This is a genomic window from Ruegeria discodermiae (assembly GCF_030758345.1).
Lineage (GTDB): Bacteria > Pseudomonadota > Alphaproteobacteria > Rhodobacterales > Rhodobacteraceae > Ruegeria_C.
Window position 1 is genome coordinate 1 of record NZ_JAVAMO010000045.1, and the last position, 6,626, is coordinate 6,626.

The 6,626-nt window shown below is 53.2% G+C and carries 7 protein-coding genes and 1 pseudogene; 5 read left to right on the forward strand and 3 right to left on the reverse strand.

Going from position 1 to position 6,626, the window contains the following annotated elements; all coding sequences use genetic code 11:
• Positions 1-545: 545 nt before the first annotated feature.
• On the reverse strand, positions 546-1,244 hold the full coding sequence (locus Q5Y75_RS28170; protein ID WP_306203615.1) for a hypothetical protein: 699 nt from the start codon (positions 1,242-1,244) through the stop codon (positions 546-548).
• Between the two features lie 234 nt (positions 1,245-1,478).
• Between Q5Y75_RS28170 and Q5Y75_RS28175 the strand changes: the two genes are divergently transcribed.
• Together Q5Y75_RS28175 and Q5Y75_RS28180 are read left to right on the forward strand one after the other, a co-directional pair.
• Entirely contained in the window at positions 1,479-2,360 is an 882-nt protein-coding gene (locus Q5Y75_RS28175; RefSeq protein WP_306203616.1) for a cation diffusion facilitator family transporter, read from the forward strand.
• A gap of 158 nt (positions 2,361-2,518) precedes the next feature.
• Positions 2,519-3,370, forward strand: coding sequence for a hypothetical protein (locus tag Q5Y75_RS28180; RefSeq protein WP_306203617.1), 852 nt, complete (start codon positions 2,519-2,521; stop codon positions 3,368-3,370).
• Positions 3,371-3,445: 75 nt separating this feature from the next.
• Here Q5Y75_RS28180 and Q5Y75_RS28185 read toward each other — a convergent pair whose 3' ends face one another.
• Both Q5Y75_RS28185 and Q5Y75_RS28190 read right to left on the reverse strand, forming a co-directional pair.
• Positions 3,446-4,093 carry a response regulator gene (locus Q5Y75_RS28185; protein ID WP_306203618.1) on the reverse strand — a complete coding sequence of 216 codons (648 nt, stop codon included), beginning with the start codon at positions 4,091-4,093 and terminating at the stop codon, positions 3,446-3,448.
• Positions 4,090-5,493 carry a sensor histidine kinase gene (locus Q5Y75_RS28190; RefSeq protein WP_306203619.1) on the reverse strand — a complete coding sequence of 468 codons (1,404 nt, stop codon included), beginning with the start codon at positions 5,491-5,493 and terminating at the stop codon, positions 4,090-4,092. Before Q5Y75_RS28190 ends, Q5Y75_RS28185 begins: the two co-directional genes overlap by 4 nt.
• 90 nt (positions 5,494-5,583) lie before the next feature.
• Here Q5Y75_RS28190 and Q5Y75_RS28195 point away from each other — a divergent pair.
• From Q5Y75_RS28195 to Q5Y75_RS28205, 3 genes and pseudogenes are all read left to right on the forward strand, one after another.
• Positions 5,584-5,715 (forward strand): annotated as a pseudogene (locus Q5Y75_RS28195) (glutaredoxin); the annotation flags it as partial.
• 52 nt (positions 5,716-5,767) lie between these two features.
• Positions 5,768-6,196 (forward strand): c-type cytochrome, encoded by a 429-nt coding sequence (locus Q5Y75_RS28200; protein WP_371933320.1) that lies wholly within the window; start codon positions 5,768-5,770, stop codon positions 6,194-6,196.
• A gap of 13 nt (positions 6,197-6,209) precedes the next feature.
• Positions 6,210-6,626, forward strand: a 417-nt coding sequence (locus tag Q5Y75_RS28205; RefSeq protein WP_306203620.1) for a c-type cytochrome, incomplete at its 3' end; no start/stop codon positions are given.

The window sequence follows — 6,626 nt, forward strand, 5'->3', positions numbered from 1 at the left end:
GAGTCTAAAAGAAGAGTCACCGTTCGGGCAATGTGGAGATCAAAAGCATTGTATTATGATCGCCAAAAAGAACTAGTGGCTGCCCAGATTGCAGAATCCAGACTTCGGAAGTGGGATATTTAGCCCGAATTTTTACAGATCCCTCAAATCAAAATCTGCGGTTGTGTCGCAAACTTTGGATTGCTTCAGAGCGGATCTGTCGCAAAGTTTGAAAACTGGTCATCTCGACCAGCTGCTCCGATCAAATCGGAGCAGCTGCCGATGGGAATCTCGCCCAATTCGATAAGTTCCAGCATTCGTTTCGGAACCAGGGAGAAACTTTGCGACAGATCCCACAGACTTTGCGGCCAGCCGCATTTTTACTCCAAACGGCCGCACTCCGCCCCAAGCGGTCTTTCTCAGCCAAGCATTGCAATTTAGTAAACCCGCAAGGAAGCGGCAATTAGACTGATTCCGCCCAAAGCCCGCTTCCAAAACGCAATCCCCAGAACTGACTTGGCAATATCAGGTTCAATACGGGCGACACGCGTACCAATGTTGCCCGATTAGTCAGTTGCGAAGCAGTAAAACAAACCTGCCCCGCCGGAACGTGGCAGATGTTCCTCACCGCAACCGCGCGAACCGTGCGATGAGTTCCAGGACAACATATTTCGGGCATCATTGAGACCTACACGGTCATGGTGTCCGACAATCGCAGACCCATCTTCACTATTCGAAGTCCAGTTACTGCATGTCGTATCGCCACCTGCCGTTGAGAAATGTCCGGCGGAATCGGAGCCCGTCAAAATGTCATGTTTGTTCGGCTGACTGCCACGCCCATTGACAGGGTTACCATTTTCGTCGAGCGCGGTCTGAAGGTTAATATTCACACTGTCGCTGTGCAGGTCCTCAACATTGTTGGCGATGAGCTCTCCATCGGCATTATGCCACGGACCCGATCCGATCCGGTCGCGTGCAGAAACGCCATTGGTGATTGTCATCGGGTCGGTGCTGCGATCAATGGACATTGAGGTGCTCAGATAGGCCGCAAAAGTCTTGGAAGAACCGGTCGCGGAGGCAAGCGCATTGCAATGAGCATCGGCGCCTTCGAGGCCACCTAAGTTGGCACCGTCGCCCTTGCCCACACTAGTTATGAAGAACGACATCTCCTCGCCTGCCGATTGCGCCTGTGCGGTCGCCGCGATACAGCAGATTAGGAGTGCAACAACCCCGTGGGCAGTTTTTCGTTTGGTGAACTTCGACATGTGTGTCTCCCTTCGTGCTGTGTGATCACTGATGCTAGCCGTATGTGACAATCGGGTCCATCCGAGTAACAGATGTATGACACTGTGGTGCCAGCGCCAATCACGACAGCCGGTCGAGCATGACCGACCCTACGGCCCTGTTCATCTTTATCCTAATCCTGTCTTACGTGTTAAGCACGATAGCTCATCTGTTCCTAGGATCTCATGTAACGATTGACTGAGGCTCGTGACCGAATGACACAAAAAATCGCTCTTTGGTCCATTCCGATCTCCATTGCCGTACTGGCTCTGAAACTGTTGGCTTGGTGGCTGACAGGCTCGGTGGCGTTGTTGTCGGACGCAATGGAATCTACCGTGAATGTCGTTGCGGCGTTGCTGGCATACTTTGCGGTTCGGGTTGCCAATAAACCCCCTGATGAAAACCATCCCTTTGGTCACAAAAAAGCTGAGTACCTTTCCGCTGTCGTCGAGGGCGCGCTGATTGTGCTGGCAGCGTTCTTGATCATCAGAGAAGCTGTACTGGCACTCCCAAACCCGCATCTTGAGGATGCGCCGCTTCTTGGCATCGTCGTCAATGTCATTGCAACGGGTGTGAATGGCGCATGGGCTTACCTATTGCTCAAAATTGGCAGGCGCGAGGGTTCGCCTGCATTGGAGGCAAGCTCCCGGCACATTTTCACAGATGTCATGACTTCAGTTGGTGTCATCGCAGGTCTGATACTGGCGCTTGCTACCGGCTGGCTGATCCTCGATCCGATCCTGGCAATTCTTGTTGCACTGAACATCTTGTGGGAGGGCTGGAAAGTTATTCGGTCGTCCGTCGATGGCCTGATGGATGTGACACTTTCGGACCATGACTTGCAGACTGTTTCCAACGCAATCGAAGCAAATCTCGGCGCAGCCTTAGAGTACCACGACCTCAAAGGGCGCAGATCCGCGAATGTCATCTTTGTGGAGTTTCATCTTGTTGTGGACGGCACAATGCCAGTCAGCGCGGCGCATGATATTTGCAATGACATCGAGGAAGAACTGGATCGTTTGTATCCGGGTTCGGTCTTTGTCATTCACCTCGAACCTGATGACGAGTTGAAGGGTGACGGGGTTAGTTCCCACTGAACTGGTCACATGGCTCAGCGAAACTCGCTTGGATTGACTGATCAGACTAAGACGTTCGGCTTGAAATTCGTCAGACCTAAGCCCGATGTGGGAAAGCCGATCCAGAAGTAACCTGTCTTCAATGTCACGACGCGTGATGATCAGAATTGGAGGCGAAAATGAAAATTCAAAGAAAGCTGGGTCAACTTCTTACTACAGCGGCGTTGGCTTCGTTGATTGCGGCGACGCCTTATGTGCCAGCGTTTGATGCCGATGGTCGCCTACATTTTGAACCGTCATATGCCTTTGCCAAGAGCGGCAAGGGGAAAGACGGGGATGGTCGCGACGATGATCGCGACGATGATCGTGACGACGACAGAGATGATGACCGCGACGACAACTCGGGGTCGGGTAATAGCGGCCGTGGTGGTGACCGGGACGATGATCGTGATGACGATAGAGACGATGATCGCGACGACGACCGAGATGATGATCGTGAGGACAATTCAGGATCAGGCAAAAGTGGTCGCGACGATGATGACGACGATGACGATGACGACTCGAAACGCTCCAATAGAGGCAGCGGAAAGAAGGATCGGTCTCACGCAGGGGGCAAGCCGTCGGGTTCGGCTGGGATAACAAAGGTCGAAACAAACGCTAGTGGCATTGAAGTGCGGTACGCCGACGGAACCAAGGAGGAGATCGAAAACGGGCGGTATGAGAGAAAGAATGCTCAGAACCGAACTGTTGAGGAACGCCCCGCGTCCGGCGCTGACGTCTCAAGGCTTCGGTCTTTGGCGAATGGTATCTCAATCGACAACGTGCGCTCTTCTGGGCAAGGCGGAACTGCTGGAAGTCGACCCACGAAAATCGAACGCCAAGGCAACAACATCGAAGTGAACTATGCCAATGGGTGGAAAGAGGAGATCGAGTTTGGGCGCTACGAGTTGAAAGACCCGTACAACCGGACTGTTGTCGAGAGAAACGCAACGGCCTCTGATCGCCGGAGGTTACAGTCGGTTACCAACTGAACAGCAACACCAGTCGATAATCCGTTGGCGGATTCTCATTGAGAGGGGCCGCCATCGTTGTTAAAGAGACCGCTGTTAATCTCCCTTGTTCCAAACATCATGTGCAATAAGCGCGGCCTCTACCCGATTTCGCGCATGAAGCTTGGACAGGATTGCCGTCATGTAGTGCTTCACGGTCTTTTCCTGAAGGACTAACTCATCAGCGATTTCACGATTACTTAGTCCTTTGGCCACACGTCTAAGTATTTCTTCCTCACGATGCGTAAGGTCATCGAGAATGCTGCTGTTAATAGACATGCCGCTGTCAGCATTGATTTGCAGCAATACCCGCGAGGCCAAGCCTGGAGAAACGAACCCTTCACCTGCGGCAATGCTGCTTAAGGAAGCGGTTAGCTCGCACGCGGTTACTCCCTTCACAATGTACCCAATCGCACCCGCCTCCAAGGCGTCCGCGACATCGCTGCTGTTCTCTGAGACCGTCAAGATTGCAATGACGGGTGGATTTGCCATTGCCGCAATTTTACGTGTCGCGCTTATCCCGCCACCGGGCATCGAGAGGTCAAGAATAGCCATGTCCGGCTGATGCGTGCCGACCAGCGATACTGCCTCTTCAGCGTTGGACCCAGCGGCCAAAACTTCGAAACCATCAGCTTCATCTAACGTGCGTTGCAAACCATCCCTGAATATTGGGTGATCATCGGCTATTACGACAGATGTAGTCATGATGTGCCTAACTTTCTGGGAAAGAGTGTCATAGAAACAGTGGTGCCCTCACCGGGTCTCGATGCGACTTCAAACCTACCGCCAATACTCTCGACCCGATCCCGCAAGCCCATAAGCCCCTGGCCACCATCGTCTCGCAACGCGGTTTCTTCTGACCTGTCAAATCCAGGTCCGTCGTCTTTGACCTTTACAACTATGCGGTCGTTCTGCGCCTCTGAGATAACAGTGCACATGGAAGCTGGAGCATATCTCGCGGCATTGGAAAGCGTCTCCTGAAGGAACCGAAAAACGCACAGCTTGTCCGACAACGACAACTCTGGGGCCTGGCTACCCAATAGTGAAATATCCGGTCGCAACGGGCTGTGTTCGACGTGATCCTCTACGGCTCTCTTCACAACATCGACGAGTGACAGGCTTTCGATATCTGGCGCGGACAGCCCTCGCGATATTGCACGAATTTCAGCTAGAGATTTTTGCAAAGACTGCTGAATTTCCTCTGCCTCTTTAGGCCTTTCGGACTCTTTGGAAAACGCCGCCTCCAGTCTAAGGGCGGCGAGTGACAGGTATTGCGCAGGACCATCATGTAGCTCGGCACCGAGTTTCTTGAGGAACCGATCTGTTTGCGTGGCATATCTTTCTGACGCATCTACTACACGCGACCGCAGCCGGGCATTCTGCTCGGCCATCTTCTCACTTTCTGTCAGGCGCTGTTTAAGAAGAGCCCCCTGTCGTCGAATTGTTTTGTCACCAATTGCGACGATGGAATACAGAACAATAGTACTTGCCAGAAATGCGGAACCGACGACCAACCAACTTGTTCGCCTGGCCTTGGCTAAGTCTAACTCAAGCTGATCAGCTCTTTCGTAGAACTCCGCAACGGCGATGATTTCGCCGGACCAGAGTTCGCGGATGGGGCTGTAAACTTCAAGTAGTGGTATCCCCAATGCCGCCTCGGCGGCGCTCTCGGCATGGTCAAGCTCTTCGAAAGAGCCGGAGATATCACCGTTCCACGCCCGCCTTAGATCATCCGTTGGATTGAAACGGTTTCCAATGATGTTTGTATCCGAGGCATGCGCAATCACACCGCCTTGCTTCCAGAATTTGTAGGAGACAATGCGGTCACGCATTGGCTGGGTCATAAAAATCTCGTCCAGCGCCAGGCTCGCCTGCTCAGAAAGGCGGTCGCCATGAGCCAATTCCTGGCTGAGCGGGGATACTACGCTTTCCATATATAGAGCCGCAGAGTTGGCGGAGTTTTGCACGACTGCGTTCTGGATTCGATTTGACACCCAGACCCCGACGATTGCGGTAGCAGTGCCCATCACAACGATGCTGGCCGCAAGAAACACTCGCGACAACGACCAATTGCCAATCGTCAGGTCAGTTACTTTCGCTCTCATCGTGAAATCGACTATGAACTACAATCTGTTACCGCACCACAGACCTTGGTCTGATGAGCAGCCCTATCTGACGGGTCCAACGTGATTGTTAGAGTTCTGAAGTGCGCCTGTGATGGTGGAAATAGCAATGTGCCAATTGGGTTCGTCTCGCTCACCGAGAACCTGATGATGGTCGGAATGGCGATCTGGATGCTCACGAAAGCGTCAGGATTGGTCGGTTGACCTTCCACCTACTGGAAACTCTAGAACTACAAAGAAGAACACGGAATACCTCATGCGGACAGTGCAACTACTCTTCATTCTATTGGGCGTTGCTGGTTTGGCCTATTGGTTTACGATGGGTGGGGACAGCCAGGTCGCCCAGGTGCCCGCGGAACCCACTTCCGCAATTGTCGAAATCACCATTCCTGAAACACTTTCGGACAACGCCAGGGTTGGAAAAGTGGCGTTCGAGGCGAAATGCTCTGTCTGTCACGGTGCCGACGCGGTTGGCCATACTGATGTTGCGCCGCCCCTTGTCCACAAAATCTATGAACCATCTCACCATGCCGATGAGTCATTCCAAAGGGCGGTGTCTCTCGGGGTTCGTCAACATCATTGGCCGTTTGGGAACATGCCGCCAGTCGAGGGGCTGACCCGAGGAGATGTGACCATGATCATCGCCTACGTTCGCGAACTGCAACGAGCCAACGGCATCAACTGAACAAGAGAAAAACATGAAACGAAAATCCATAGCACTCGGCCTTCTGCTCGCCACAGCAACTGCCGCTCTCGCCCACCAGGGTGTTCAAAACCCCGCTGTGAAGGCACGAATGGACGGGATGAGTGCCATCGCCAAAAACATGAAAACACTCGGCCAGATGTCGAAAGGGGCCACGGCGTTCGACGCAGCGATAGCCAGGTCGGCTGCTGCGGCTATTGCCGAACATGCTGCCGCAACGCCGGGATTGTTCGAGGCCAACGAGACCGACCCGAAGTCAGAGGCACGGTCCGAGATTTGGTCGAACTTCGAGGACTTCGCCATGAAGGCAACTGAGCTTGAAACCATCGCAGTTGGATTCTCAACGTCCATCAATGACCCGACGGACCTGAATGCGGCAATGGCAGCACTCGGAGCGAATTGTAAGTCGTGT

Bases quoted from the DNA above. Each gene is read 5' to 3' on its own strand.
- Q5Y75_RS28170 (WP_306203615.1), bottom strand. From the start codon at position 1,244: ATGTCGAAGTTCACCAAACGAAAAACTGCCCACGGGGTTGTTGCACTC.
- Q5Y75_RS28175 (WP_306203616.1), top strand. From the start codon at position 1,479: ATGACACAAAAAATCGCTCTTTGGTCCATTCCGATCTCCATTGCCGTA.
- Q5Y75_RS28180 (WP_306203617.1), top strand. From the start codon at position 2,519: ATGAAAATTCAAAGAAAGCTGGGTCAACTTCTTACTACAGCGGCGTTG.
- Q5Y75_RS28185 (WP_306203618.1), bottom strand. From the start codon at position 4,093: ATGACTACATCTGTCGTAATAGCCGATGATCACCCAATATTCAGGGAT.
- Q5Y75_RS28190 (WP_306203619.1), bottom strand. From the start codon at position 5,493: ATGAGAGCGAAAGTAACTGACCTGACGATTGGCAATTGGTCGTTGTCG.
- Q5Y75_RS28200 (WP_371933320.1), top strand. From the start codon at position 5,768: ATGCGGACAGTGCAACTACTCTTCATTCTATTGGGCGTTGCTGGTTTG.